Annotated in this window: 19 protein-coding genes; 6 read left to right on the top strand and 13 right to left on the bottom strand. The window is 71.4% G+C overall.

Annotated elements, in window-relative coordinates; translation table 11 throughout:
• Nucleotides 1-210 precede the first annotated feature (210 nt).
• The 4 genes from BM396_RS13490 to pedF all read right to left on the bottom strand — a co-directional run bounded on the left by BM396_RS13490 (nt 211) and on the right by pedF (nt 4,587).
• Nucleotides 211-870, bottom strand: a complete 660-nt coding sequence (locus tag BM396_RS13490) for a response regulator (RefSeq protein WP_043353911.1) — start codon at nt 868-870, stop codon at nt 211-213.
• A 175-nt stretch (nt 871-1,045) separates the two neighbouring features.
• Complete coding sequence (locus tag BM396_RS13485; protein ID WP_043387970.1) at nt 1,046-2,815, bottom strand: PQQ-dependent methanol/ethanol family dehydrogenase; 1,770 nt, start codon at nt 2,813-2,815, stop codon at nt 1,046-1,048.
• 493 nt (nt 2,816-3,308) lie between these two features.
• On the bottom strand, nt 3,309-4,169 hold the full coding sequence (locus BM396_RS13480; RefSeq protein WP_043387969.1) for a substrate-binding periplasmic protein: 861 nt from the start codon (nt 4,167-4,169) through the stop codon (nt 3,309-3,311).
• A complete protein-coding gene (gene pedF, locus BM396_RS13475; RefSeq protein WP_236961383.1) occupies nt 4,159-4,587 on the bottom strand; it encodes a cytochrome c-550 PedF in 429 nt (142 codons plus the stop codon). The genes BM396_RS13480 and pedF overlap by 11 nt, the downstream gene beginning before the upstream one ends.
• Before the next feature lie 218 nt (nt 4,588-4,805).
• Here pedF and BM396_RS13470 point away from each other — a divergent pair, with 218 nt between their 5' ends.
• The 5 genes from BM396_RS13470 (at nt 4,806) to BM396_RS13450 (ending at nt 11,788) form a co-directional block, all read left to right on the top strand.
• Nucleotides 4,806-6,041, top strand: a complete 1,236-nt coding sequence (locus tag BM396_RS13470) for an ABC transporter substrate-binding protein (protein ID WP_043387968.1) — start codon at nt 4,806-4,808, stop codon at nt 6,039-6,041.
• Nucleotides 6,038-7,045, top strand: a complete 1,008-nt coding sequence (locus BM396_RS13465) for a YVTN family beta-propeller repeat protein (RefSeq protein WP_043387967.1) — start codon at nt 6,038-6,040, stop codon at nt 7,043-7,045. Before BM396_RS13470 ends, BM396_RS13465 begins: the two co-directional genes overlap by 4 nt.
• Nucleotides 7,046-7,373: 328 nt before the next feature.
• Entirely contained in the window at nt 7,374-9,539 is a 2,166-nt protein-coding gene (locus tag BM396_RS13460; RefSeq protein ID WP_051975969.1) for a 4Fe-4S binding protein, read from the top strand.
• On the top strand, nt 9,536-10,513 hold the full coding sequence (locus tag BM396_RS13455) for an FAD:protein FMN transferase (RefSeq protein WP_043380821.1): 978 nt from the start codon (nt 9,536-9,538) through the stop codon (nt 10,511-10,513). The genes BM396_RS13460 and BM396_RS13455 overlap by 4 nt, the downstream gene beginning before the upstream one ends.
• A 144-nt stretch (nt 10,514-10,657) precedes the next feature.
• Nucleotides 10,658-11,788, top strand: coding sequence for a serine hydrolase domain-containing protein (locus BM396_RS13450; protein WP_043380573.1), 1,131 nt, complete (start codon nt 10,658-10,660; stop codon nt 11,786-11,788).
• A 195-nt stretch (nt 11,789-11,983) separates the two neighbouring features.
• On the opposite strand, the gene BM396_RS13445 is transcribed toward BM396_RS13450, so the two are convergent.
• The 4 genes from BM396_RS13445 to rpoN all read right to left on the bottom strand — a co-directional run bounded on the left by BM396_RS13445 (nt 11,984) and on the right by rpoN (nt 18,303).
• Nucleotides 11,984-13,135 (bottom strand): M20 family metallopeptidase, encoded by a 1,152-nt coding sequence (locus BM396_RS13445; RefSeq protein WP_043380575.1) that lies wholly within the window; start codon nt 13,133-13,135, stop codon nt 11,984-11,986.
• Between the two features lie 168 nt (nt 13,136-13,303).
• Entirely contained in the window at nt 13,304-15,130 is a 1,827-nt protein-coding gene (gene glmS, locus BM396_RS13440; protein WP_043380577.1) for a glutamine--fructose-6-phosphate transaminase (isomerizing), read from the bottom strand.
• 147 nt (nt 15,131-15,277) lie between these two features.
• Nucleotides 15,278-16,654, bottom strand: a complete 1,377-nt coding sequence (gene glmU, locus BM396_RS13435) for a bifunctional UDP-N-acetylglucosamine diphosphorylase/glucosamine-1-phosphate N-acetyltransferase GlmU (protein ID WP_043380579.1) — start codon at nt 16,652-16,654, stop codon at nt 15,278-15,280.
• A gap of 74 nt (nt 16,655-16,728) precedes the next feature.
• Entirely contained in the window at nt 16,729-18,303 is a 1,575-nt protein-coding gene (gene rpoN, locus BM396_RS13430) for an RNA polymerase factor sigma-54 (protein ID WP_043380582.1), read from the bottom strand.
• 427 nt (nt 18,304-18,730) lie between these two features.
• Between rpoN and BM396_RS13425 the strand changes: the two genes are divergently transcribed.
• The gene (locus BM396_RS13425; RefSeq protein WP_043380584.1) at nt 18,731-19,450 is read left to right on the top strand and encodes a Crp/Fnr family transcriptional regulator; all 720 of its coding nucleotides are present in this window, start codon (nt 18,731-18,733) and stop codon (nt 19,448-19,450) included.
• 452 nt (nt 19,451-19,902) lie between these two features.
• Here the strand turns inward: BM396_RS13425 and BM396_RS13420 are convergent, their stop codons facing one another.
• The 5 genes from BM396_RS13420 to BM396_RS13400 all read right to left on the bottom strand — a co-directional run bounded on the left by BM396_RS13420 (nt 19,903) and on the right by BM396_RS13400 (nt 24,798).
• Nucleotides 19,903-20,274 carry a hypothetical protein gene (locus tag BM396_RS13420; RefSeq protein WP_043353125.1) on the bottom strand — a complete coding sequence of 124 codons (372 nt, stop codon included), beginning with the start codon at nt 20,272-20,274 and terminating at the stop codon, nt 19,903-19,905.
• Nucleotides 20,275-20,278: 4 nt separating this feature from the next.
• Nucleotides 20,279-20,509, bottom strand: a complete 231-nt coding sequence (locus tag BM396_RS13415; RefSeq protein WP_043353127.1) for a hypothetical protein — start codon at nt 20,507-20,509, stop codon at nt 20,279-20,281.
• 119 nt (nt 20,510-20,628) lie between these two features.
• Entirely contained in the window at nt 20,629-22,218 is a 1,590-nt protein-coding gene (locus BM396_RS13410) for an OpgD/OpgG family glucan biosynthesis protein (protein ID WP_043380586.1), read from the bottom strand.
• A gap of 88 nt (nt 22,219-22,306) precedes the next feature.
• Nucleotides 22,307-22,972 (bottom strand): SCO family protein, encoded by a 666-nt coding sequence (locus BM396_RS13405; protein ID WP_043380589.1) that lies wholly within the window; start codon nt 22,970-22,972, stop codon nt 22,307-22,309.
• A 254-nt stretch (nt 22,973-23,226) separates the two neighbouring features.
• Nucleotides 23,227-24,798, bottom strand: a complete 1,572-nt coding sequence (locus tag BM396_RS13400) for a putative bifunctional diguanylate cyclase/phosphodiesterase (protein WP_043353146.1) — start codon at nt 24,796-24,798, stop codon at nt 23,227-23,229.
• Nucleotides 24,799-25,006: the final 208 nt, after the last annotated feature.

Genomic DNA, 25,006 nt, shown 5'->3' with positions numbered 1-25,006 from the left:
CGGCACGCACGTGTGCGGAACGGTGAGCGGGCCAGTCCATCCCGCCCCTTCATCCTGAGGTGCCCGCGTCAGCGGGGCTCGAAGGCGGGCTTCGGGGATCGCGCGGCTGGCTGGAGCCCGCCTTCGAGGCCTCCGTTGCGCTCCGGCACCTCAGGATGAGGTGGAGCGGGGGGCGCCGATCAAGGGCGTCGCGGTCTCGCAGCCGCGCCGTCAGGCCGGATGCGTGTTGTGGATCTGGTCGAAGTCCAGCGACGCCGTATCGATCACGATCTGCGTCCGGCTGATGACCTCGAGCTTGCGCAGGATTTCCGAGACGTGCGCCTTCACGGTCGAGTCACCGACCTGCAGTTCGTGAGCGATCTGCTTGTTGAGCTTGCCCTGCCGGATCATCATCAGCACCCGCAATTGCTGCGGTGTCAGCCGGGCGAGGCGCTCGGGGAGCGGCGCCTTCTTGCTCCGTGGTGCGGGCGTTGTGGCCTCGGCGAGACCCGGCGGCAGGAACAGCGCCCCGCGCATCACCTCGGTGATCGCCCGGGTGAGCGTCGCCTTGTCCATGGCCTTCGGGACGAAGCCCGCCGCGCCGTGCTGCAGCGCCTCGCGCACGATGCGCGGATCCTCGTGGCCGGAGACGATCAGGATCGGGATCCGCGGAAAGCTCGCCCGGATGGTGATCAACCCGTCGAAGCCGGTCACGCCCCGCATGGAGAGGTCGAGGAGCGTCAGGTCGATGCTGCGATTCGCGGCGAGCACCGCGCAGGCCGCCTCGATCCCGTCCGCCTCGTGAAGGACCGCGTCCGGATGCGCGAGGCGGATCGTGGCCGCCAGGGCGTCACGGAACAGCGGGTGGTCGTCGACGATGAGGAGATTCACGCAGACCTCGGTCCTTCGCTCGAGATCCTCACAGGATCCGCCGAACCCGCGGGCGGGAGGTCCGAAGGGTGATCGATGCGGCCCCGGGGCGCAAGCGGGTGTTGAGACGAACGCCGCGCCCCGAGGCCCAGGCGTGCCGGCCCGGGAAGGCCGACACGCTTTCGGTTGCGCGCCGTCAGCGCGCCGCCACCGTCTTCGGCAGCTTGAACGCCCAGAAGCTGCCGCCCTGGTTGATGCCGGCCGTGGACTTGGCGACCTCGCCGCCCCAGAGCGGCACCGCGCCGCCCCAGCCGGCCGCGACGCCGACCCACTGCTCGCCGTCCTGCTCCCAGGTGATCGGCGAGGAGACCACGCCGGTGCCGACCTGGAACTTCCACACCTCCTCGCCGGTCTTGGCGTCGAAGGCCTTCAGGAAGCCCTCCGGGGTACCGGTGAAGACGAGGTTGCCCGCGGTGGTGAGCACGCCGGCCCAGAGCGGGGCCTTGTTCTTGTACTCCCAGACGACCTTGCCGGAGGCCGGGTCGATCGCCTTGAGCGAGCCGATATGGTCGTCGAAGACCGGCTTGATGGTGAAGCCGGCGCCGAGATAGGCGGCGCCCTTCTTGTAGTTCACCGGCTCGTTCCAGATATCCATGCCCCACTCGTTGGACGGCACGTAGAACAGCTTGGTGTCGGGGCTGTAGCCGATCGGCATCCAGTTCTTGCCGCCGAGGAAGCTCGGCACCGCGAAGACCGACTTGCCCTTCTTGTCGTCGCCCTGGGCCTTGCTCGGGTCGCCGGGCCGGTTCTCCTCGTTGTAGATCGGGCGGCCGTTCTCATCGATGCCCTTGGCCCAGTTGATCTTCTCGACGAACGGCGTCGCCGAGATGAACTTCCCGTTGGTGCGGTCGAGGACGTAGAAGAAGCCGTTGCGGTCGGCGGTGGCGCCGGCCTTGATGGTCTTGCCGCCCTTGTTCAGGTCGAACGGCACGAACTCGTTGACGCCGTCGAAGTCCCAGCCGTCGTGCGGGGTGGTCTGGAAGCCCCAGACGATCTCGCCGTTGTCGGGGTTGAGGGCGAGGCGCGAGGAGGTCCACTTGTTGTCGCCCGGCCGCAGCCAGGAGTTCCACGGGCCCGGGTTGCCGGTGCCGAAGTAGATCAGGTTGGTCTCGGGGTCGTAGGTGCCGCCGAGCCACGTGGCGCCGCCGCCGAACTTCCACATGTCGCCCGGCCAGCTCTCGTTGACCTTGCCGGTCATGGTCGAGGGTTTGCCGTTGAGCTCGCCCATGTGGCCCTCGATCACGGGGCGCTTCCAGACCACCTCGCCGGTCTCGGCGTCGCGGGCCTCGATCCGCCCGATCACGCCGAACTCGCCGCCCGACACGCCGGTGATGATCTTGCCCTTCACGATGATCGGGGCGGCCGTGTAGCTGTAGCCGGCCTTGAAGTCGTCGATGTCCTTGCGCCAGACGACCTTGCCGGTCTTGGTGTTCAGGGCGACGAGCTTGGCGTCGAGCGTGCCGAAATAGACGTTGTCCTTGTAGAGGGCGGCGCCGCGGTTCACCACGTCGCAGCAGGGCAGGATGCCCTCCGGCAGGCGGGCATCGTATTCCCACTTCTTCTCGCCGGTGCGGGAATCGATCGCGTACATGCGCGAATACGAGCCCGTGACGTAGATGATGCCGTCCTTGACCAGCGCCTGGCTCTCCTGGCCGCGCTGCTTCTCGCCGCCGAACGAGAACGACCACGCCGGCACGAGGCTCTTGATGTTGTCGCGGTTGAGGGTCTTCAGCGGGCTGAACCGCTGGGCCTGCGGCCCGAGGCCGTAGGTGACGACGTCGCCGGGCGTCTTGGCGTCGTTGATGATGTCCTGCTCGCTCACCCCCTGGGCCATGGCCGGCAGGGCACCGCCCGCCACGAGGGCGGCGACGCCCACCGCGGCGAGGAACCGGGTCCGCATTCTCATGACGTCTCCTCCGTGATCGTCTCCGGTCCCTGCGGCCGGAGCTTTCGGGTTTCGGCGCGATCCGCACGAGTCGCGGGGCGCCCCCTTGGAGAACGACGCTATCGCTGTTCTCAGGAAAGTCTTATTGGCCATTGGTCCAATAAGACCATCGGTTCAATGGCCGATAAGAAAGTATTCGGTGAACCAAGAACAGCTGCCGCCCCGGCGCGCCGCGCCGGTCGGGGACGGAATGCACGGCCGGGTCCGTTCGACGCGCCGGTCTCGAACGGGCCGTTCGAGAGACGCCGATATCCGGCCCACGACCTCATCCTGAGGCGCCGGAGCACAGTGTAGGCCTCGAAGGAGATCTCCAGCTGGTCACGCCATCCCTGCAGATCTCCTTCGAAGCTGCTGCGCAGCACCTCAGGATGCCGTTGAGACTTGGAGATCCGGCTTCGGACCGTGATTTCTCCTTCCCTTCATCGTCCTCCGCCGGAGAGCGGCTCAGCGCCGCTCAGTACCCCTTCGGCGGCGTGTAGGTGACGCCGTAGGTCTCGCAGATCGCCTTGAGGCCGCCGTCCGCGTTCAGCGCCGTGATCGCGTCCCCGACCGCGTAGGCGAGGTCGCGGGAATCGGTGCGCACCGCGCCGCCGATCTCCCAGCGGGTCTTCACCAGCCCGGTCGAGGGGATCGTGGCGATCGGGTTGTCGTCCTTCGGGGCCTTCGCGGCGAACAGGGCGGCCTCGATCGCCGCGCGGGTGCCCGCCAGGATCGGCGCCTCGCCGGCGAGATAGGCCGTCGCGGCCTCCTCGAAGCTCTTGTAATGCTTCAGGTTCGGGCGGAAGCGGCCGCCCTGCGCGGTCAGCAGCATCAGGTCGGCGGCGCTGGTGCCTTCCAGGGCGACGGTCCTGTCGCCGATGTCGTCGAGCCGGTCGAAGCTCTCCAGGGCGTCCTTCCGGTACGCGAAGGCGATCTCCTGCTCGACATACGGGGCGGTGAAGAACACCTGCTCGTTGCGCAGGGCGAGCTGCCGGTCGGTCGGCACGTGCAGCATCAGGTCGGCGAGGGGCGTGCCGGCGAGATCGCCCCGCCACAGGTTCAGGCGCAGGTCGCCATCCACGTTCTCGCCGGCATCGACCACGCGCAGGTCGAGCTTCACCTTCAGCCTGTCGGCGATGGCTTGCGCGAGATCGGCATCGATACCCCGGGCCTTGCCCGTCCCCGCGTCGGAGAACGGCGCGTTGTCGCCGTAGACCGCCACCCGCAGGGTACCGTCCGCCACGACCTGATCGAGCGGGCGCGCGGCCGCCTCCGGCTGGAACCGGAGAGCCAGAAGCAATCCGCAGGCGAGGAGGAGCCGCGCGCTACTCCTCATGCTTCGACTCGATGTAGCTGCGGATCGCCCAGAGGCCTTCCTGCGAGATCACCCCGTCGAAGGCCGGCATCTTGGTCACGCCGTTGATGACGGCGCCGTGCTTCATGCGCTCGACGAAGTATTCGTCGCCCTCCTTGCCCTGCGGCAGGTAGCGCAGGTCCGGGGCGAGGCCGCCGGAGATCATCTCCAGGCCGTGGCAGCGGGCGCAGTTCTGGTTGAAGCCCGAGGCGCCGATCGCGATGGCGTGCTTGTCGCCCTTGTAGGGGTTCTCGGCGACCCACTCGGTGCCGAGCGGCTTCAGGCCGTCGGTGTTGACCGGCTGGGGCTGGACGTCGCCGTGTCCGAGGGCGCTGCCGGCGGCGAGGGCCAACCCCAGCGCCGCGAGCATGCCGCCCGCCGCCGTCTTCATGGTGCGCATCCGCCGCCTCCCCTCGTTGTTGGACGAGGGTTAGCAAGGTTCGGGCAGCGGACCCATTATGCTTTGGTACGGATCTATAGGCTGATCGCCATCCACGACTTGTGTTGCACTGCATCATGATTGATGGGTGCACCTTGGTCCAATATCGGCGGGCACAACTCCGCTTCTAGACTCCGGCTCAACGACAAGGGACGCGGGGCTGGAGGAAACGGGCGGGGATGGTGTCCTCCGGTGCGCGACGGGCCAGGAAACGCGGAGGGCCGCAGGCCGCCCTGCGGCTGGCCGTCGTCCTGGCGGCTCTCGCGCCGGTCTCGCCCGGGCGGGCCGCGCCCGCGCCGGCGGGTCCGCCCCTGACGATCCAGTACCTGGAGCGGCGGGTCGAGCGGCCGGTGCCGCTGAACAACGAGGATCCGATCCCCGCCGATGAGGGGGCGAAGGGCGCGGAACTCGGCCTGAAGGATTCGAACGCCACGGGCCGCTTCCTCGGCCTGAGCTTCGGCCTCGACGCGAAGGTGGTCGAGCCGGGCGACGACATCCGCCAGGCCTTCCGGGATCTCGCCGACCGCCGCTTCGTGGTGCTCAACGCGCCGGCCGCCGACGTCCTCGCCCTCGCCGACCTGCCGGAGGCGAAGGGCAGCGTGCTCCTCAACATCGGCGCCCCGGACACGCGCCTGCGCGACGCCGATTGCCGGCGGAACCTGCTCCACGTCCTGCCGTCCCGCGCCATGCTGGCCGACGCGCTGGTGCAGTTCCTCGCCTTCAAGCGCTGGTCCCGGATCCTGCTGGTGACCGGGCCGGCGCCGGGTGATGCGCTCTACGCCGAGGCGCTGAGGCGCAGCGCCCGGAAGTTCGGCGCGCGGATCGTCGCCGAGTCGCGCTACGACCCGCAGGGCGGCGACGTCCGCGACACGGCTTTGCGCGAGTTCGCCCTGCCGACCCGCGGGCCCGAGCACGACGTGGTCGCGGTGGCCGACGAGGCGGGCGCGTTCGGCGCGAGCCTGAACTACAACACCGCCTCCCCCCGCCCCCTGGTCGGCACCCAGGGCCTTGCGCCGGCCGCCTGGGGGCGCCCCGTCGAAGCCTGGGCCGCCGTGCAGCTCCAGGGCCGGTTCCGGAAGCTCGCCGGCCGCGCCATGCGGCCCGTCGACTGGGCCGGCTGGATGGCGGTGCATGCGGTCGGCGAGGCGGCCGTGAAGGCGCGCAGCGCCGATCCCGCGACGGTCCGCGCCGCCCTGACGGCGCCCGGCTTCGAGATCGGCGGCTTCAAGGGGCGCCCCCTGAGCTTCCGTGCCTGGGACGGGCAGCTGCGCCAGCCGGTCTTCCTGCTCTGGCCCGGGGCCGTGACCGCGACGGCGCCGATCGAGGGCTTCCTCCACCACCGCACGGAACTCGACACCCTCGGCCTCGACGAGCCCGAGAGTGCCTGCCGCGCCTTCTCGGGGACACCAGGATGAGCCGGCTCGCCGCCCTTGCGCTGCTCCTCTGCCTCGCAGGTCCCACGCGGGCCGAGGAGATCTTCGTCTCGAACGAGCGCGACAACACCGTCTCGGTGATCGACGGCGACAGCCTGGAGGTGCTGCGCACCTTTCCGGTCGGCCGTCGGCCCCGCGGGCTGACCTTCTCGCAGGATGGGCAGGCCCTCTACGTCTGCGCCAGCGATTCCGATGCCGTGCAGGTGATCGATCCGGATACCGGCGAGGTGCGGCACAACCTGCCCTCCGGCGAGGATCCGGAGCAGTTCGCCCTGGCGCCGGACGGGCGCACCCTGTTCATCGCCAACGAGGAGAACGCCACCACCACGGTGGTCGACGCGCAGAGCCGCAAGGTGCTGGCGCAGATCGATGTCGGCATCGAGCCGGAAGGCGTGGCGGTGAGCCCGGACGGCCGCACCGCCGTCACGACCTCCGAGACCACCAACATGGTCCACTGGATCGATACCAAGAGCCTGGCGGCGGTGGACGCCACGCCGGTCGGCCAGCGGCCGCGCTTCGCCGCCTTCACGGCGGACGGGGCCCGGCTCTGGGCATCCTCGGAGATCGGCGGCACCGTGTCGGTGATCGACGTCGCCACCCGCCAGGTGATGCGGACGATCGAATTCGCCGTGAAGGGGATCGCGGCCGACCGGATCCAGCCGGTGGGCATCCAGCTTTCGAAGGACGGGCGCCACGCCTTCGTGGCTCTGGGGCCGTCCGACCGGGTCGCGGTGGTGGACACCGCGACCTATGCGGTCGAGAGCTACATCCTGGTCGGCCGCCGGGTCTGGCAGCTCGCCCTGAACGCGGCCGGCACGCGGCTCTTCGCCACCAACGGCGTCTCCGGCGACGTGACGGTGATCGACGCCGCGACGTTCAAGCCGATCAAGACCGTGAAGGTCGGCCGCTTCCCCTGGGGCGCGGCGGCGCGGCCGATGATGCCCGCGCAGGCGCCGGACGGGCGCGCCGCCGGTGCGGTGCCGTGAATCTTCCGCGATTGCGCATGGCCGCATCACCCGCTCCCGTGAGGGCGATCGGATCCACGCATCGGCAGCGGCGACGCGGCTACGGGACGGTGCGCGGGTCCCCTCTCCCGTGCGGGAGAGGGACAGGGTGAGGGACGTGCGGCATCCGGATAAGGCGCAGCGGACCCGCACGTCGACGGCGTGCTCCATATTGGACGTTCCGATCCCTCACCCCAGCCCTCTCCCGCACGGGAGAGGGGGCCCGTCGCGCTCTGCCGCCAGCGGCCGTGTTCAATCCGGATGCGTGACCGACGCTGCCAGGGGCGGAGGCAGGCGGAAGGCCCGGCGGATGCGGTGCGGAGCGTCTCCGCAGCCGCCCGCGCCTCGGGCCGCGGTGGGTGGTGGCCGGGGCGCGGGCCTGCTCCTGCGCGCCGCATTGCTGCTTCTCGCTGTCCTGCTCGCGCACCCCGCCGCCGCCGGCCAGCTCGATCGGGCCGCCCTCGAACGACACTTCCCGCCTCCGCTGGTCGTCGGCGAGAAGGACGACAGGCTCCCGGTCTGGCCCATCCTGAAGCAGCAGGCCGGGTCCTACGAGGTCTTCGCCTACGCCTTCGAATCCGTCGATCTCGCGCCGATCCCCGGCTTCGGCGGCACGCCTCCCGACCTGCTGATCGCGCTCGCCCCCGACGGCACCTTCCGGGACGTGACGGTGCTCTCGCATCACGAGCCGGTCTTCCTCGAAGGCCTAGGCCCGGAGCCGCTCTTCGCCTTCGTCGAGCAGTATGCGGGCCTCTCGGCCCGGCAGGCGATCCGGGTCGGCCGGCCGAACGCACGGGCCGCCGGCGCCGCGCCCCAGACCACGGTGGACGGCATCTCCATGGCCACCGCCTCGACCCGGGTGATCAACCAGTCGATCCTCGCCTCGGCCCTGGCGGTCGCCCGCGCGAAACTCGGCTTCGGGGCGGCCAATGTCGGGCTGAAGGTCGAGGCCAAGCCCGATCTCTACAAGCCCCTGGCCCTGGCCGACCTCCTCGCCCGCGGCTGGGTGAGGCGGCTGACGGTGACGAACGCCGATGCCGCGTCGGCCTTCAGGGGCACGGGCGTGGCGGACCCGTCCGAGGGACCGCCCGATGCCGCCCTGACCGACCTGTACGTCGCCGCCCTGGACCCGCCCGCGATCGGCCGCAACCTGCTGGGGCCGACCCGCTACGACGCGCTGATGCACGAACTCGGCCCCGGCAACCACGCTGTGATGGTGATCAGCGGCGGACCGGAGGACGCGCCCGAGAACCCGGTCGGCGACCGGTTCGTCCTGGGCGCCGTTCCCGAAAGGCTGGCGATCAGCCAGGGCGGCCTGATCGTGAATGCCCGCGACATGGCGGTGGAGCGCCGCGGGGCCGGCCTCGCCGAGGGCCTGCCGCCCGGACCCTGGACGATCCTGCGGATCGACCAGGCCGCCGGGTTCGACCCGTCCGCGCCGTGGGTGCTGACCGAGACGATCGTCCGCGAGCGCGGCCAGATCCTGTCCGAGAAGATCGCCCGGACTTTCACGGTCGAGACCGCCCTCCCCGCCGACCTGTTCACCCGGATCCGGCCGGATGACGGGCCGAGCTGGACCGACCCCTGGCGGGCCCGGGCGCCCGAACTCGCGTTGATCGGGCTAATGCTCGCCGTGCTGGTGCCGGTCCTGAGCCGACAGCGCGCGCTGGTGGCGGACCGGCGCCGCTTCGCCCTCTTCCGCCTCGCCTTCCTGGCGCTGACCCTCGGCTTCGTCGGCTGGTTCGCGCAGGCGCAGCTGTCGATCGTGACCCTCGTCGGCCTCGTGCGGGCCGCCACGGTGACCCACGACCTTGCCTTCCTGCTCTACGATCCGCCCTCGCTGGTGCTCTGGGCCTTCGCGCTGGTTGCCCTGGTCGCCTGGGGGCGCGGCACGTTCTGCGGCTGGCTCTGCCCCTTCGGCGCGCTCCAGGAATTCGTCGGGCTGCTGGCCCGGCCGCTGCGCATCCGCCCGGTCGCGGTGCCGCCCGGCCTCGACCGGGCACTGCGGTCGCTGAAATACGTCGTCCTCGCCGGCATCCTCGGCGCGGCCGCGGCGGGGTCGCCCCTCGCCGACACCTTGTCCGAGGTCGAGCCGTTCAAGACCGCCATCACCCTGTATTTCGTCCGGGCATGGCCGTTCGTCGCCTACGCGGCCGGGCTGCTGGTCCTCAACCTGTTCGTCTTCAAGGGCTTCTGCCGCTACCTGTGCCCGCTCGGCGCCGGCCTCGCCCTCCTCGGGCGGGTCCGGATCCTCGACTGGATCCCGCGCCGGGCGGAGTGCGGCTCGCCCTGCCAGCTCTGCAAGGTCCGCTGCCGCTACGGTGCCATCGCGCCCTCCGGCCGCGTCGATTACGCCGAGTGCTTCCAGTGCATGGAGTGCGTGACGATCATCCACGATCCCGGGCAGTGCGTGCCGCAGGTGGTGGCGCGCAAGCGGGGCCGCCGCGCCGCGCCCCGGCCGGTGACCGTCGGATGAGCGCGCCGGTCCGCTTCGCGCCCGGCCGGCGCCGGCTGCTCGTCGGGGCCGCGGGGCTGGCCGCGCTCGGCGGCGTCGCGGCGTTCCGCGCCTCCGCGGCGTCAAGGGGGCTGGCGCTGCGCACCCGCGCCGGCCTCGCCTTCGGCACCACCGTAGCGTTGACCGCCGCGGGGCCCGACCCATCCGCCATCGAGGCGGCGCTGAGCGACGGGTTCGCGGCGATGCGCGCCGTGGAGGACGCCGCCAGCCTGTTCCGGTCCGACAGCGCCCTGGCGCGGCTGAATCGCGATGGCGTTCTCGAGGCCCCCGACCCGCACCTCGTCGTCCTGCTGCGGTTCGCCCTCGCCCTCGCGGCCGAGACCGGCGGCGCTTTCGACCCGACAGTCCAGCCGCTCTGGCCGGTCTGGGCCCAGGCCGCCGCCCGCGGCGAGCGCCCCGGGGTTGAAGCCCTGCGCGCGGCCCTGGCGCGGGTCGGCTGGCGGCGGGTGCAGGTGGGGACGGACCGCGTCGTCCTGGAGCCCGGGACGGCCCTGACCCTGAACGCCCTGGTCCAGGGCTATGCCGCCGACCAGGTCATGGCGGCGCTCCGGGCGCGCGGGATCGCGGACGCCTTCGTGGATACCGGCGAGTTCGGCGCCGCCGGCGCGCATCCCGACGGCACGCCCTGGCGCCTCGGGCTGGCCGATCCCCGCCATCCCGGCGCGGTCGCCGCCGTCATCGCCCCGTTCACGGGCTTCGCCGCGACCTCGGGCGACTACAACATGAGCTTCTCGGACGACCGCGCCGACCATCACATCTTCGATCCGGCCACCGGCCGGTCGCCGCGCGCCCTGTCGTCCGTGACGGTGACCGCGCCGACGGGGCTCGCCGCCGACGGGCTGTCGACGGCCTGCATGGTCCTCGGCCGCGCGCGCGGCGCGGGCCTCGTCGCGGCCCGTCCGGGCTGCGCCGTGCGCTTCACCGGCAAGGGCTGACACATCCGGCTCCGGTGCGCGGGGCGAGGCCCGAACCGCGCCACACGCTCTGCCCCCGCGGGGGCGATGGCTCTACGGATGGTCCGATCCGCGGCGCAGGCCCTGCATGCGTCCGCACCGGAGAGGACCGTCGGGAGAACGCGCGTGACCGAAGCGACCGGGCCGTACTGGCCGACGCAGGACTGGGCGGAGCAGGACCCGGGTGCGGCGGGGCTCGATGCCGGGCGGCTCGCGGACGCGGTCGCCTTCGCGGAGGCCCACGAGAGCGCGTGGCCGCGCAGCCTGTACTATCCCGACGGGCGCTACGTCGGGATCGTCGAGTGGAACGAGACGGGGCCCTGGAGCGCCATCGACGGGCCGGTGCGTCCGCGGGGCGGCCCGGCTGGCGTGATCCTGAAGGGCGGCCGGCGCGTCGCCGCCTGGGGGGACACCGCCCGCCCGGACATGACCTTCTCGATCGCCAAGAGCTACCTCGCGGTGCTGGCCGGCCTCGCCCACGACGACGGACTGATCCCCGACGTCGACGCGCCGGTGCGGGACAGCGTCCCCGACCCGCTGCTCGACGGCCCGCACAATGGCGCGATCACGTGGCGCCACCTCCTGCAGCAATCGAGCGAGTGGCAGGGCACGCTGTTCGGCAAGTCCGATCAGGTCGACCATTTCCGGCAGATCGGCCCCGGCGCCGACAACAGCCGCAAGGGCGAGGCCCGCGCGCTGCGGCGCCCGGGCACCTACTACGAGTACAACGACGTCCGGGTGAACCTGCTGTCGTACGGCCTGATGCGCCGCTTCGGTCGGGCCCTCCCGGAGGTGCTCCGCGAGCGGATCATGGATCCGATCGGCGCCTCCCGCGACTGGGCGTGGCACGGCTACGACACGGCCTGGGTCGAGGTCGCGGGCGCGCGGGTCCAGTCGGTCCCCGGCGGCGGCCACTGGGGCGGCGGCCTGTTCATCGGGGCCGACGACCATGCCCGCTTCGGCCTCCTCGTCGCCCGCGGCGGCGCCTGGAACGGGCGGCAGCTCCTCTCGGAGCGCTGGATCCGCGCCATGCTGACGCCGTCCCCGACGCTGGACAGCTACGGCTACCTCTGGTGGCTGAACCGCGGCGCGGCCGCCAGGCCGCAACTGCCGGCCTCGGCCTTCAGCGCCCTCGGGGCGGGCAACAACGTGATCTGGTGCGATCCCGAGCACGACCTCGTCGCGGTCCTGCGCTGGATCGACAAGGCGGCCCTCGACGGGTTCCTGCTGCGCCTCGTGGCGGCCCTGCGCCCGTAGGCGCGCCGGCGGCGCTAGCGGCCCCGGACGTGATCGACGAAGCTCCTGAGCACCGGCCGCATCTGGCGGCCGGCCGCGATATCCTGGCCGCCGCCTGCGCCTCGAACGGACAGGCGCGTCCGGCGCCGCGGCGTCCGCCCGGAGACGGCGACCGCCGCGGCGCGGCCGGGCTGGCGACGGTCGGCCTCTGAATCGTCAGAGCGCCGCGATGGTCTCGGCCATCGCGCGCGCCCGCGGCACGAGGCTTCCCACCTCCAGGTACTCCTCGGGCGAGTGGGCCTTGCCGCCCACCGGGCCCACCGCGCAGAGGGTGGGACAGCCGACGCTGGCGGTGAAGCCCGAATCGGCGCAGCCGCCGGCGAACTCGCCGGTGACGGGATGGCCGCCCTGCGCGCTCACCCGGGCATAGGTCTCGAACAGCGCCCGCGAGGCCTCGTCCTGCACGAGCGGCAGGAACTCGCCCTTGATGGTGAGATGCGCGGTGGTGTCCGGCACCGTCGATCCGGCCACGATCGCGGCGATCCGGCCCATGGCCGCCTCGCGGTCGGGTGGGGTCACGTAGCGCAGGTCGATCTCGCAGGTCGCCCGGGGCGCCACGGTGTTCACCGACTGGCCGCCGGCGATCAGGCCGACATTCACCGTGGTGCCGCGGTCGAGGTCGGTGAGGGCGTGGAACGCGACGGTCTTGTGGGCGAGCTCCAGGATGGCGCTGCGCCCGTCGGCGTAGTTGCCGCCGGAATGGGCCGCCTTGCCGAGCACCTCGAGATGCATGAACACCCCGCCCTTGCGGCCGGTGACGACGTTGCCGGTCGGCCGCCCCGGCTCGGAATTCAGCACCGCGCGGGCGCCCCTGGCGGTCTCCTCGATGATCGGGCGGCAGGCCGGCGAGCCGATCTCCTCGTCGCTGGTGAACAGGCCGACGAGCGGCACCGGGGCGCCGCCGGCCCGGTGGTAAGCGGCGAGCACGAAGGCGTTCATCACGAGGCCCGCCTTCATGTCGGCGACGCCGGGCCCGTAGGCGCGGCCGTCGGCGACCCGGAACGGCCGCCGCGTCGGCTCCCCTTTCGGGAAGACGGTGTCGCGATGGCCCATGAGAACGACCGGCCGGTTGCCGCCGCCGGACCCGGCCACGCTCGCCTTCACCGCGTCGCCGTAGCCCTCCACCGGGATCGTCGTGACCGGGATGCCGTGGCCGGCGAGGAACTCCGCGATGCGGATGCCGACCGCGTCGACGCCCGGCTTGTCGTAGGAGCCGGAATCGATGTTCACCAGCTCCTCGAGGAGCGACAGCATCGCGCCCTCCTGCCCGTCGAGCCACTGGAGAACGTCGGCGTCGCGTGCGGTCATGGATCGATCCTGGGCAAGGGTGATGGGACCCGGTCGCCGCGCCCGCCAGCGTGCGCGGTGTGTTGCGGGCCGGCTTCGAGCGAGCCCCGGTTTCCCGCGGCGAAGGTGCCTCGCCGGGTAAGCAAGGACGGCGCCGCGCATCCGTAGCCCGGACGGGGGGCGGTGCGCCTACTCGACCGTGACCGACTTGGCGAGGTTCCGGGGCTGGTCGACGTCTTTCCCCATGAACACCGCCGTGTGGTAGGCGAGCAACTGGATCGGCACCGCGTACACGATCGGCGCCACGGTGGCGTTGACCGCCGGCATGGTGAAGGTCGCCAGCGTGTCGAGGCCGTGCTCGGCCGCGCCCTTCGCGTCGCCGATCAGCACGATGCGGCCGCCGCGCGCGGCCACCTCCTGCATGTTCGAGACGGTCTTCTCGAACACCGCGTCGTGCGGGGCGATCACGATCACCGGCACGCTCTCGTCGATCAGGGCGATCGGGCCGTGCTTCAGCTCGCCCGCCGCGTAGCCCTCCGCGTGGATGTAGCTGATCTCCTTCAGCTTCAGCGCGCCCTCCAGCGCCATCGGGTAGCTGGTGCCGCGGCCGAGATAGAGCACGTCCCGCGCCTTGGAGACCTCCCGGGCCAGGCCCTCGATCGCCGCCTCGTGGGTCAGCGCCTCCGCCATCAGGCCCGGCGCCTTGATCAGCGCGTCGACCAGCCGACGCTCGCCCGCCGCGTCGAGGGTGCCGCGGGCGCGGCCCGCCGCGATGGCGAGGCACAGCAGCACGGTGAGCTGGCACGAGAACGCCTTGGTGGAGGCGACGCCGATCTCCGGCCCGGCCAGCGTCGGCATCACCACGGAGGATTCCCGCGCGATGGTCGAGGTCGGCACGTTGACGACGCTCAGCGTGTGCTGGCCCTGGCTCTTGGCATAGCGCAGGGAGGCCAGGGTGTCGGCGGTCTCGCCCGATTGCGAGATCACCAGCGTCAGCCCGTCCTTCTCCAGGGGCGCCTCGCGGTAGCGGGCCTCGGAGGCGACGTCGATCTCCACCGGCAGGCGGGCCACCTGCTCGAACCAGTACCGGGCGACGAGGCCGGCGTAGAAGGCGGTGCCGCAGGCGGTGATGTAGACGCGGCTGAGCTTGGCGAAGTCGAAGGGCAGCGACTCGGGCAGCACGACCCGGCCCTGCGCCATGTCGACGTAGTGGGCGAGCGTGCGGCCCACGACCTCGGGCTGCTCGTGGATCTCCTTGGCCATGAAGTGGCGGTACTCGCCCTTGTCGATCCGGTAGGCCTGCGTGGCGATCTTTTGCCGGGGCCGCTCCACCGTGGCGCCCGAGGCGTCCCGGATCTCGGCGCCCGCCCGGTTCAGGATCGCCCAGTCGCCCTCGTCGAGATAGGTGATGGCGTCCGTGAAGGGGGCGAGCGCAAGGGCGTCGGAGCCGAGATAGGTCTCGCCCTGGCCGAAGCCAACCGCCAGCGGCGCGCCGTGGCGGGCGCCGATCAGCAGGTTCTCCTCGCCGGCGAAGATGAAGGCCAGCGCGAAGGCGCCGCGCAGCCGCGGCAGGGCGGCGGCCACGGCCTCGACCGGGCCCATCTGCCGGTCCATGTTGCGGCTGACGAGCTGGGCGACGACCTCGGTGTCGGTCTCGGTCTCGAACACGACGCCGTCGGCCTCGAGCTCCTGCTTCAGCTCGCGGAAATTCTCGATGATGCCGTTATGGACGACGGCCAGACGCGCGGTGGCGTGGGGGTGGGCGTTGGTCTCGTTGGGCCGGCCGTGGGTCGCCCAGCGGGTGTGGCCGATGCCGAGCGTGCCGGTGAGCGGCTCCTCAGCGAGCTTGGCCTCCAGGTTGACGAGCTTGCCCGAGGCCCGGCGGCGCGCCAGCCGGCCGTGCTCCAGGGTGGCGATGCCGGCGGAGTCGTAGCCGCGGTATTCGAGCCGGCGCAGGGCCTCGATCACCTGTCCCGCCACCGCGTCGCGCCCGACGATGCCGACGATGCCGCACATGGGTGTGTCTCTCGCTGTCGTGCCCGGCTGGCCGCGCGAGGGTCTTGCGCAAGGTCCAGGCCGCCCCGCTTCATGCGGGGCCAAACGCGACTTGTACCGGATCGGGGCGGCGCAGGGCCAGCCCCGGCCCGTTCGGTCCGTCGGGCCTCAGCTCTTCCCGCGTCGCGCCTTCTCGGCCTGCAGCGCCGCGCGCTTCTTCCCGGCCCAGCCCGGTTTCACCGCCTGCCGGCCGCGGGCCACCGCCATGGCGTCCGCCGGCACGTCGTCGGTGATCACCGAGCCCGAAGCCACGTAGGCGCCCTCCCCCACCGTGACGGGGGCCACCAGCGCCGAGTTCGAGCCGATGAACGCGCCCGCGCCGATCGTGGTCTTGTGCTTGAGGACGCCGTCGTAATTGCAGGTGATCGTGCCGGCGCCGATATTGGCCTTGGCCCCAATCTCCGCGTCGCCGAGATAGGTGAGATGCGCGGCCTTGGCGCCGGCACCCATCCGGGCGTTCTTCAGCTCCACGAAATTGCCGAGCTCCGCGCCGGCCTCCAGCACGGCGTGTGCGCGCAACCGGACGAACGGCCCGATCTTCACCCCCGCCTCCAGGCTGGTCTCGGTGAGATGCGCGAAGGCGCGCACGGTGCACCCGTCCGCCACCCGCACGCCCGGCCCGAACACCACGTTCGGCTCCACGATCACGTCGCGCCCCAGCACCGTGTCGTGGCTGAGGAACACCGTCTCGGGGGCGATCAGCGTGGCGCCGCCCAGCATGGCGGTGCGACGCAGCTGCGCCTGGAAGGCGGCTTCCGCAACACTGAGCTGCACCCGGTCGTTGACGCCCTGCGCCTCGGCCTCGTCCACCGGCACGACCGTGACCGGAAGCCCGTCGGCCACCGCCAGCGCCACCGCGTCGGGCAGGTAGTACTCGCCGGCCGCGTTGTCGTTGCCGATGCGGGCGAGCAGCGCCAGGGCGTGCCGTCCGGCGAGCGCCATCAGCCCGGCATTGCACAGGGTCACGGCCCGCTCTGCGGCGCTGGCGTCCTTCTCCTCGCGGATCGCCAGGACGCGGTCGCCCTCGGTCAGAACACGTCCGTAGCCGGTGGGCGTCGCCGTCTCGAAGGCCAACACCGCCACCGCGGCGCCGTCGGCCAGGGGCGCCCGGAGGCGCAGGAAGGTCTCGGCCGAGACGAGGGGCGTGTCGCCGAAGGCGATCACCACGTCGTCGTCGGGCTCGGCCAGGATCTCCCGGGCGGCCAGGACCGCGTGGGCGGTGCCGAGGCGCTCGGCCTGCGGGAAGACCCGGGCGCCGGGGGCCGCCCGCGCGATCTCGGCGGCGACGTCGTCGCGGCCGGGCTCGGCCACCACGGCGATCCGGCCCGCCCCCGCCGCCTGTACGGCGGCCAGGACATGGCCGAGCATGCTGCGCCCGGCGATCCGATGCAGGACCTTCGGCAGGTCCGAGCGCATCCGCGTGCCCTTCCCGGCCGCGAGCACGATGGCGGTGAGGCTGCGCGGGGGCGTTCCGGTCGAGGTCATCGCAGGTCCAGGCGTCGAGCAAACGGCACGACGGATGGGCCGGACGCGCGCCCGGCGCAACCCCATCCGGGCGATCAGCGCAGCGCCAGGGCGGCGTGCTGGCCCGAACCGTGGGCGAAATGCTCGCGGCGGCGCTCGATCGAGCTCGGGATCCGCAGGGATTCCCGGTATTTCGCCACCGTGCGTCGGGCGATGTCGACGCCCTCCCCGCGCAGCTTCTGCACCAGCGCGTCGTCGGACAGCACGTCGTCCGGCGTCTCGCCGTCGACCAGCTGCTTGATGCGGTGGCGCACCGCCTCGGAGGAATGCGCGGCCGCGCCGGCCGCACCGGGGATCGCCGCGGTGAAGAAGTACTTCATCTCCAGGGTCCCCCGGCTCGTGCCGATGGCCTTGTTGGAGGTGACTCGCGAGACGGTCGATTCGTGCATGCCGATCGCCTCCGCCACGGTCTTGAGGTTCAGGGGCCGCAGGTGGGAGACGCCGTGGACGAAGAACCCGTCCTGCTGGCGGACGATCTCGGTGGCGACCTTGAGGATGGTGCGGGCCCGCTGCTCCAGCGAACGGGTCAGCCAGTTGGCGTTCTGCAGGGCCTCGGACAGGAAGGCCTTGTCGCCCTCCGCGGCGGCATTGCGCGAGACGCGGGCGTAGTAGCTCTGGTTCACCAGGACCCGGGGGAGCGCCTCGCTGTTGAGCTCGACCAGCCAGGACCCGTCCGGCGCGGCGCGCACGAACACGTCCGGAACCAGAACCTCGACGGCGCTCGATCCGAAGGCGCGGCCCGGCTTCGGATCCAGGCGGCGGATCTCGCCCAGCATGTCGACGAGGTCCTCGTCGTCGACGCCGCAGAGCCGGCGCAAAGCCGCGAAATCGCGCTTGGCGACGAGGTCCAGACGCGAGACCAGCGCCTGCATCGCCGGGTCGAACCGGTCGCGCTCGCGCAGCTGGATCGCGAGGCATTCGGCGAGGTCGCGGGCCGCGATGCCGGGCGGATCGAAGGTCTGCACCAGCGCCAGCATCCGGCCGACGAGGGCGGGGTCGGCGCCGAGCCGCTCGGCCACGTCCTCCACGGTCTCGCGCAGGTAGCCGGCCTCGTCGACGGCGTCGATCAGGAAGCCGCCGATCAGCCGCTCGGCGGGATCGCGGGTCGCGAGATCGAGCTGGCCCGCGAGGTGATCGCGCAGCGAGGTCTCGGCCGTGAGGGTCGCCTCGAAATCGGGCGCCTCGGCGTCGAAGCTTCCCCCGGTGCTGCCGTAGGGCGGCGGCGTCAGCGAAAGCATGTCGCCCCCACCCGCCTCGCGCGCCTGGACCGGCGTCTCGTCCGGGAAGACGTTGTCGAGGCGCGTGTCGAAATCGCTCTCGATCTCGCCGCGGCTCGGGTTAAGGTCGGCGGACAGCCATGATTCGGGTTCCGTGACCTCCAGGCCGTCGGAGGAGGCATCGTCCGAATGGCCGCTCGATTCGGAGGTCTCGCCGGGGCCGGGCAGTTCCGGCTCGGCGCGCTCCAGCAGCGGATTGCGTTCCAGCTCGGCCTCGACATAGGCCGCGAGATCGAGCTGCGACAATTGCAGGAGTTTGATCGCTTGCAGAAGCTGCGGCGTCATCACCAGGGCCTGGCCCTGACGCACTTCCAGCCGTTGCACCAAACTCATGTGAGGCCTCGATGCCCTTCCGGCGCGGTTCGCCAGCCTGAGCCACGCTGCTCACGGCATGGTTCTTGCTTACTCCGCCAGGCCTTCTCTAGCCCGATCCGTGGCGCGGGTCAAAGCGCGGCCTTGCACAGGCGTGTTGGCAACTGCACTGCAGTTCCGGGGGTGTGGCGCTCCCGCTCCATCGCCAGGAGGCCACGGTCAGTCTGAGAGCAGGTCTCGGGGGCCGCTGTGTTCCCCTTTATCCCGGCGTGTCTGCCGAGATGTCCGACTAAGCTGCGCGTTGCTTTGTTCGGTTGCGGACGGTTCCGCGACGGGATGCGATATCCGCTCGCTATTGTCCGATGATCCGAGCATGGCTCCCTGGGCACAATGGCTCGCGGACTTGAGCTGGCGTGCCAATGCCGAATTCTGCGTACGCTTGCGGCCGATGCGACACCAAAACCGTCTTCTGGCTGCCCTATCCGAGGCGGATGGCGCGCTGCTCGGACCGCATCTCGAGGCGATCGACCTCCCATTGGGCCATGTGCTCGTCGAACCGGCGGCCGAGATCTCGTACGCGATCTTCATCGACACCGGCCTGTGTTCCATGGTGTCGACGCTCGACCAGGGCGGGCGCATCGAGGTGGGCCTGGTGGGCCGCGACGGCATGGCGACGCCGGCGCTGCTGCTGGGGACGGACACGATCCCGTACCAACTTTTCATGCAGGTTGCCGGTCACGGGCACCGGATCGCGGTGCCGGCGCTGCGCGACGCGGTGAAAGCCAGCGCTTCGCTGCGCACTCTTTTTCTGCGCTACGTCCAGACCTTCCTGGTTCAGGTGGCCCAGACCGCCATCGCCAACGCAGGGGCGCCTGCCGAGGAAAGGCTCGCGCGGTGGCTGCTGATGTATCACGACCGTCAGGACGGCGACGACCTGTCCGTGACGCATGAGTTCCTGTCGATCATGCTGGGTGTGCGTCGCCCGACCGTCACGGTGGCGATCCACACGCTGGAGGGGGCCGGCCTGATCCGGGCTCGGCGCGGGCGGATCCGGGTCCTGAGCCGTGCCCGCCTGGAGGAGGCTGCCGGCCAAACCTACGGGCCGGCCGAAACCGAATACGAGCGCCTGATCGGCCCGCTGCGGCGGTCTGAGGATTCGCCGGCGTAAGGCACCTCTGCGCCGACGAGGCCGGTTCATCGGTGATCCCGACCGTATCCGAACGCCAGGTCTGCGGCGTGCCGACGCGCCGGTCACGTCCCCATCGGAAAGAGGCCGGCGCGTCGGACCGGCGTGGACGGGCCACACAGCCGCCGGCCTCAGACCGGTCCATGCCCCTCGGACCTCCAGACGCGCTTGCACGGGACGCCGCCAGGGCCGGCTGTCCCGCACCGCGGAAGGGCCGCGATTCGGCGATCGTCACCAGGCCTGTCGCGCGGCGGCGGCAGTGCCGGGCGAAACCGGGCAGGCCCGGCTCCGCCTCAGGGCTGACCGGCCGGCCGTCGGGGAGGACGGCGCGGTGCAGGCGACGCGGGCCCGGAAGCCCGCCCGCTGGCATCCTCTTCCGCGTTGACCCGCCCGCGCGCCGGATCGACTTTGATGTCGACGGGCGAGACCCGGCTCTACCAGCCGCAGTTCGGGACCGGCGGCTGGGCCTTGGCCATCGCCGACTTCTCGATCGGCACCATCGCGCCCCAGGCGTATTTCTGGGCGTGGGGCGTGACGTTGGCGAAGAGGCAGCCGAGCTGGAAGTGCGTCGCGCCCATCTCGCCCGAGAAGCCCATGCAGTCCAGGAACGTCCAGGTCTTGGGCACCGGGGTCATGGAGCGCCAGCGCGGCATCGCCACGGGCGAGCAGACCTTGACGGCCCCGGTGCCGTCATCGGCGTTGAGCGCATCGCCCGGGCTCTGTGCCGCGCCGGGCCGGACGCCCGGGCCGAGCAGCAGGGCCGCCGCGACGAGTGTCCGGCGGGTGATCAGGGCAAATCGGCTCATCGGGTCAGCGCATCGTCCACCACAGGGCCGCGAGGATCGCGAAGCCGAGGACGTTGTAGAGGATTGCCCAGATCCAGACACCCAGCACGGCGCGGCTCGGCTGGCGGGGTCTCGGCCGGCCGGGGCGCAGGCGATGGCGGTCCTCCGGCGTCGGCCAGATCGCTGCTCTGGGCGCCTTGAGGAGCCGCGTCAGCGCCTCCGGAAGATGCGGGCCGGGCGGTCCCTCGCCGGTCATGACGGTCTCGGATGCGGCGGGGGGCCTGTGCGGGGCGAAGCGGCACGCAGACGGACATGGGCGCAGGCCCTGCGGCCCTCAAGACCCACGCGCCGCATCCCGCATCCGCCGCGCCCGGCTCACAGCACCGTGCCGGGCGCCTGCGGGTCGTACCGGTAGGCCCAGGTTTCGGAGAGCAGCCGGTCTCCGGACTTGAGCTGCAGACGCATCTCCACGGGCTCCGGGCCCTCGGCATAGACCTTGAAGAAGACCCGCCAGGGGCTCGGCTTGCCGTAGGGCGCCCAGGTGGCGCCGACCTCCTCGGCGCTGCCGCGCGACAGGGTCAACGCCACCGTGGCCGTCTCGGGATTGAGGCCCGACAGGGCCGCACCCGCGAATTCCAGCACGAATTGCCGCACGAGATTGGCGCGGCCCGGGCGCCGGTCCCCGTCCGCGAGCCACGCGGCCTTGGTGGCCCGTGTGGCGACGCAGCGGGCGAGATCGGTGGCGACCGGTTCCTCCACGGTCCAGCGCAGCCGGTAGGCGAAGCTGCGGTCGGATCCGGCCTGAGGCGGGTCGTCCGGTACCCAGAGGGCGACGATGTTGTCGTCGGTTTCCTGATGGGTCGGGATCTCCACGAGCTGGACGCTGCCCCGGCCCCAGTCGCCCTGCGGCTCGACCCAGATGTCGGGCCTGTTCTCCTCGAAGCCGTCGTCGATGTAATTCTCGTACGCGCGGTCGCGCTGGAGCAGGCCGAAGCCCTTTGGAGCGCGGTCCGCGAAGGCGCTGACGCTGAGGCGGTGCGGGTTGTTGAGCGGCCGCCAGATCAGCTCGCCGGCCCCGGTCTGCATCAGCAGACCGTCGGAATCATGCACCTCGGGCCGCCAGTCGCTCGCGAGGAAGCGGCTCATGCCCTCCGAGTACCAGAGCATCGAGGTCAGGGGCGCCATGCCGAACCGCTCCACCGACTTGCGCATGTAGACCGTGCAGGCGACGTCGATGACGACATGCGGCTCCTTCCGGGCGACGAAGCGGTAGGCGCCCGTCAAGCTCGGACCTTCGAGGAGCGCCAGCACGGTCACGGCGCCGTCCGCGGCCGGGCTCACGTAGAAGCGCGTGAAGACCGGAAATTCCTCGGTTCGGCCCGGTGCCGGCGCGGTGTCGATGGCGATGCCCCGGGCCGAGGCGCCGTACTGCGCGCCGTCTCCGGCGGCGCGGAAGTAGGAGGCCCCCAGAAAAGCCAGCCAGTCGCCGTCGTCGCCGGGCTGTCCGGCGGGCGCCTTCTGGAAGCGGAACCCCGCGAAGCCCGCCCCGTCCGGGACGTCCTTGGCCGGGTTGCCGGCCGGATAGGTGAACAGGTCGTGGGCGTAGAGCACCTCGCGCGCCTGTCCGCCCTCCAGGGCATAGACCTTCACGGGGTGGCGGAAGAAGTTGCCGAGGTGGAAGAACGTCACCGGGTACGGGCTCTCGGCGAACAGCGCGTGGCCCGGCGGGTAGCGGATCTCCTGGAGCGGTCCGTAGGTCAGGGCGTCGAGGGCGGCCGAGGCCGGGGCTTCGGGCGGCGGCGCATAGGGCCGGTCCCGCAGCGTCCGGGCGAGAGCGTTCAGCCGGTCGAGATCCATGGGTTCCGGCGGCGCGAGGCGCGGCCCCCCGGAGGCGGCCCTGGCGAGGCCGGGGAACGGCGCGAGAGCGAGGAGCCCGATGGCAGTCAGGACGCGGCGCGTGATCAAGCTGGGACCCCCGGATTCGGCCGGGCCTCGCGACCCGCGCCGCCCTCTAGCCACGCGGGCGCCACGGCGCAATTTCCCGGGCTGCAGCTCAGCTCCGCGGGCCGCAGCTGCCGGTGCTGCCGTCGGTGGCCCAGAGATTGGCGCCGCCCCCCGGCGGGCATTGGCCCGGCAGCGCCAGGGTGATCAGCTTGGCGAAGGCGCTGGCCTCGTCCTCGCCGTAGCCGATCTCGCCGACCATGCGGCCGGTCTTGTCGAACAGCGCCACGGTGGCGGAATGCTCCATCGTGTAGTCGCCGTCCTTGGTCGGCACGCGCTTGTAGGCGACGTGATAGGCGTCGGCCATGCGGGCGACCTGCTCGGGCGTGCCGACGAAGCCGCGGATGCGCGGATCGAAGGAGGCGAGATAGTCCCGCAGGGTGTCGGGCGTGTCGCGCTGCGGGTCCAGGGTGACGAAGACGACGTTGAGGCGATCCGCATCGCGGCCCATCCGGCCGAGGGCGGTCGACAGGGTGGCGAGCGTCGTCGGGCAGACATCCGGGCAGTGGGTGAAGCCGAAGAACAGGACGGCCGGTTTGCCGCGGAGGTCGGCCTCGGTCACCGGGCGGCCCTCGAGATCCGCCATCGTGAACGGGCCGCCCACCTTTCGGGGATGGCTGAACCGCGAGCCCTGCTGCAGGACGATCGCCCCGGTTCCGGTGGCGACCACGGCGACGAGGGCGGCGGAGGCGATGAGTGCGAGGGGGCTCGGTGCCATGCTGTGACCTGCGACGGCGCGTCGATGCTGCCCATATGGGGTTCGTGTCGACCGGCGTGAGGCCGCGGCGCGCCGTGCCGCGCCAGTCTTACGTCCGGGCCGAGCCGGTTGGCCAGGCTCCGGTCGGCCACCCGGAGCGGCGCGAGGCCGCGCGTCGCAGCGGCCGGAGCGCCGCCCCGAAACCTGTCCGTCCCGCGGACCACCCGCTCGGGCCAGCCGACGGGAGGCCGCGACGCTCGGCCGGCCAACTGCCCTTACGAGGCCTGCGCCAGAGGCCGAAGCGGGAGCGCGGATTGCGCGGTGGCCAGGATCTCGTCCATCTCGGATTTCGGCATGGCGTGACCGAACAGGTAGCCCTGGCCGAATTGGCAGCCCTGGTCGGACAGCCAGTCGAAACTCGCGTCCGTCTCGATCCCTTCGGCGGTGGTGGAGAGGCCGAGGCTCGCCCCGAGCTTGATGATGGCATCGACCAGCTTGGCCCGCTCATCGCTCATCGTGATCGCGTCGACGTAGCTGCGGTCGATCTTCAGCTTGTCGAACTTCAATTCACGCAGGTGGTACAGGCTCGAATAGCCGGTGCCGAAATCGTCCAGCGCGATGCGCACCCCGAGCTCACGCAGCGACAGCAGGGTCATCCGGGTCGCTTCCAGGTCCTGGATCAGGGCGCTCTCGGTGATCTCGACTTCGAGGCGCTGCGGTGGGAAGCCGGTCTCGGTCAGGATCCCCAGGATCCGCTGGGCGAGCCACGCGTCTTGGAACTGCTGCGGAGCGATGTTGACCGCCAGGATCAGGTGGGGCGGCCAAGCCCGGGCATCCAGGCAGGCGCGACGGATCAGGTTGTAGCTGAGATCGCCGATCATCCCGGTCTCCTCCGCCACCGGGATGAACTCGCTGGGGGCGACCAGTCCGCGCGTCGGATGGCGCCAGCGCGCCAGCACCTCGACGCCGACGATCTCCCGCTCGGGCAAGGACACCACCGGCTGGTAGAAGGGTTCGATCGCCCCGGTCTCGATGGCGCTGCGGAGCTCCGTCTCCATGCGGGCCCGGGCGCGCAGCTCCGCGTCCATGGCGCTGCGGAAGAACCGGAATTTGCCGCGCCCGTCCTTCTTGCCCTGGTACATCGCGAGGTCGGCCGCATGCAGCACCGCGTCGGCATCCCCATGGTCGGCCGATACCGCGGCGACCCCGACCGTCGCGCCGACCTTGAGGTCGTTCTGGTTCCACGTCACCGGCTCGGCGATCCGCACGATGACAGTCTGGGCGAGGCGCCTCAGCCCCTCGCTTTCGTAGCGCAGCGGGACCAGCATGGCGAATTCGTCGCCGCCCAGCCGAGCCGCGAGGCCGCCCGGCGGGACGAGCTGCTGGAGACGCTCGGCCACGGCGCACAGGACGGCGTTGCCCGCAGCATGGCCGTAGAGATCGTTGACCGGCTTGAACCGGTCGAGATCGATCAGCAGCACCGCCGAATCCCCGGTAGCCGAGGCATGCGCGCGCTCCACGGCATCGATGAAGCGGCGACGGTTCGCGAGGCCCGTCAGCCCGTCATGTCGAGCGATCGCTTCGGCCTGCGCGGCGGCGGCGGCGCGTTCGAGCATCAGCCGGCGGAGGATGATCGACTTGCGGATGCTGGCGCCGCATTGGGCGACGCCCATGCAGGCGGCCAGCAGCAGGAGGTCGGTGAGGTTGTAGGCGGCAACGAGACCGTTGAGGTAGTCGAAGGTCCCGAGGGTGACGCCGACGAACCAGATCCCGACGCCGATGACGAGCAGGCACAGGGTCTCGTAAAGCTCGCCGCGACCCCACGTGGTCGGCGTCTCGATCGGCATGTTCTGGACCCGGTTCCCGAAACGATCTTGAAGCATGCTGTCCGCTAAGGCGGCGTAAATGTCATGTCCAATGTGGTCGGCTATTTACATCGTTGCGCGCGAAGGTCTTGGTTTAATTTGAATTAAGGCGCGCATCTCTATCGCGCCTGTCAAATCATGCCGTCGGCAGGGTCGCCGCCATCTCTGGATCCCGCTGGCGGCCCGAACG

Source organism: Methylobacterium sp. UNCCL125 (assembly GCF_900116795.1).
Lineage (GTDB): Bacteria > Pseudomonadota > Alphaproteobacteria > Rhizobiales > Beijerinckiaceae > Methylobacterium > Methylobacterium fujisawaense.
This window is presented reverse-complemented; position numbering and strand designations above follow the sequence as displayed.